General features: G+C 71.5%; 1 protein-coding gene. It reads left to right on the forward strand.

Going from position 1 to position 3,016, the window contains the following annotated elements; all coding sequences use genetic code 11:
* Positions 1-3,016: non-ribosomal peptide synthetase (locus tag BMG523DRAFT_RS22075; RefSeq protein WP_043592295.1), on the forward strand; the 3,016-nt coding region annotated here is incomplete at both ends.

A 3,016-nucleotide genomic window follows, 5' to 3' on the forward strand; every position in this document is an offset into this window, starting at 1 on the left:
TTCGTGGCCGGGCGGCTGCCCGAGTACATGGTCCCCGCGGTGGTGGTCGAGGTGGCGGAGCTGCCGCTGACCGCCAACGGCAAGCTGGACCGCGCGGCGTTGCCCGCCCCCGACTTCGGTGCTCTGGCGACCGGGCGGGGGCCGCGCACCGCGGTCGAGGAGCGGTTGTGCGCCCTGTTCGCCGAGGTCCTGGACCTGGCGCGGGTCGGGGCCGACGACGGCTTCTTCGACCTCGGCGGCGACTCGCTGCTGGCCATGCGGCTGATCGCTCGCGTGCAGGCCGAGCTGAACGTCGGGATGGACATCCGCGCGCTGTTCGCCGAGCCCACCCCGGCCGGTGTCGCCGGGCTGGTCGGCGAGGGCGGCGCGGCCCGCGCCGCGTTGGTCCCGAGGCCCAGGCCCGACGTGATCCCGCTGTCGTACGGCCAGGCCCGGATGTGGTTCCTCAACCGGCTCCAGGAGGGCAGCGCGGTCTACAACACGCCGTACGCGCTTAACCTGAGCGGAGACCTCGACCGATCGGCGTTACAGGCGGCGCTGACCGATGTCGTGCGGCGGCACGAGGCCCTGCGCACCGTGCTCCCCGACACCGACGGTGTCCCCCGCCAGCAGATCCTGCGGGAGGACCCCGAACTCGTGATCGTCTTCGCCGCGGCGGAGGAGCTGCCCGGTCTGCTGGCGGCCGAGGCGGGCCGCGGCTTCGACGTCGGGCGTGAGCCGCCGTTGCGGGCCCGGCTGTTCGCGCTGTCCGAGCGGGAGCACGTGCTGTCGCTGGTCATCCACCACGTCGCGACCGACGCCTGGTCCATGAGCGTGCTGGCCAGGGACCTGCCCACGGCCTACGCGGCGCGGTCCCGCGGGCAGGCCCCGTCGTGGGAGCCGCTTCCGGTGCAGTACGCCGATTTCGCCATGTGGCAGCGTGACCTGCTGGGCGACGAGTCCGACCCGGACAGCCTGATCAGCGAGCAACTGGCCTACTGGCGCGAGGCACTGGCCGACCTGCCCGCCGAGCTCGCCCTGCCCGCCGACCGGCCGCGCCCGGCCGTGGCGAGCTTCACCGGTGGTGAGGTGCCGATCCGGATCAGCCCCGCGGTGCACGCCCGGCTCACCGACCTCGTGCGCGGCGGCCGGGGAACGCTGTTCATGGTGGTCCAGTCGGCGATCGCGGTGCTGCTGTCCCGGCTCGGCGCGGGCACCGACATCCCCATCGGGGCGCCGGTCGCCGGCCGCGGTGACACCGCGCTGGACGACCTGATCGGCTTCTTCGTCAACACCCTGCTGCTGCGTACCGACGTCAGCGGCGACCCCTCGTTCGAGGAACTGCTGGCCCGGGTGCGGGAGCGGAACCTGGCCGCCTACGCCCACCAGGACGTGCCGTTCGAGCGGCTGGCCGAGGAGTTCCGTGGCCGCGCCCGTCACCCCGTCTTCCAGGTCCTGCTGGCCTTTCAGAACGTGCCGCTGGACACGCCGTGGGAACTGCCGGGACTGACTGTGCGGCCGGTCCAGGGTGACGGGGACGCCGTCGAGTTCGATCTGTCCTTCAGCCTGGAGGAACGCAGGACCGCCGCCGGGACACCGGCCGGCATCGAGGGCGTGGTGCGCTACTCCGCCGACCTGTTCGACCGTTCGACGGTGCGGAGGCTGGCCGAACGTCTGCTGGGCGTGCTGGAGCGCGTCGCCGCCGATCCCACGCTGCGGGTCAGCCAGGTGCCCGTGCTGGGTGCGGACGAGCGTCACCGGGTCCTCCAGGAGTGGAACGACACCGGGGCCGCGGTGGCCGACGGCACGCTGACCGGGGCGTTCGCCGCCCGGGTGGCCGAGTGTCCCGACGCGGTGGCAGTGCTGGACCGGTACGTCACGCTGACCCACACGCACCCGGACACGGCGGCGAACTGGGTTGCGCAGGACCGGTACGTCACGCTGACCTACGCGCGCCTGGACACGGCGGCGAATCGGGTGGCGCGGGATTTGGTGGCGGCTGGGGTGCGGTCTGGTGATCGGGTTGGGGTGGTGATGGAGCGGTCGGTGGAGTTGGTGGCGGTGTTGGTGGGGGTGGTGAAGGTGGGGGCGGCGTATGTGCCGGTGGATGTGGAGTGGCCGGTGGTGCGGGTGGGGCGGGTGCTGGCTGAGGCGGGGGTGCGGGTGGTGGTGGCTGATGTGGGGGTGTCTGATCTGCCGGGGTCTGTCGGGGTGGTGTGGGCGGGTGGCTGGGTGGATGGGGAGGGGGAGTGTGGGCCGCCGGCGGTGCGGGTGGGTGCGGATGATGTGGCGTATGTGATGTATACGTCGGGGTCGACGGGGGTGCCGAAGGGTGTGGCGGTGACGCATGCGGGTGTGGTCGGGTTGGCGGCGGATCGGTGTTGGTCGCGGGAGGTTCATGGGCGGGTGTTGTTTCATGCGTCGCATGCGTTTGACGCGTCGACGTGGGAGTTGTGGGTGGCGTTGTTGTCGGGGGGTCAGGTGGTGGTGGCGCCGGCCGGGCGGGTNGANGCTGGGGTGCTGAAGGGGTTGATTTCGGATTTTGGGCCGACGGTGGTGCATGTGACGGCGGGGTTGTTTGCGGCGGTGGCGGAGGAGGCGCCGGGGNGTTTTGTGGGGGTGCGTGAGGTGGTGACGGGTGGGGATGTGGTGAGTGCGGCGGCGGTGGTGCGGGTGGTGGAGGCGTGTCCGGGGGTGGTGGTGCGGCAGTTGTATGGGCCGACGGAGGTGACGGTGTGTGCGACGGTGTTTGAGGTGCGGCCGGGGGATGAGGTTGCCTCGGTGGTGCCGATTGGCCGTCCGATGGATAACACNCGGGTGTTTGTGTTGGATNGNTTTTTGCNGCCGGTGCCGCCGGGGGTGACGGGTGAGNTGTATGTGGCGGGTGTGGGGTTGGCGCGTGGGTATTTTGGCCGGCCTGGGTTGACGGGGGAGCGGTTTGTGGCGTGTCCGTTTTCCGGGTCTGGGGAGCGGATGTATCGGACGGGGGATTTGGGGCGGTGGACGGGGGAGGGGCAGTTGGTGTTCGCCGGTCGGG

Source organism: Frankia sp. BMG5.23 (assembly GCF_000685765.2).
Taxonomy (GTDB): domain Bacteria; phylum Actinomycetota; class Actinomycetes; order Frankiales; family Frankiaceae; genus Frankia; species Frankia casuarinae.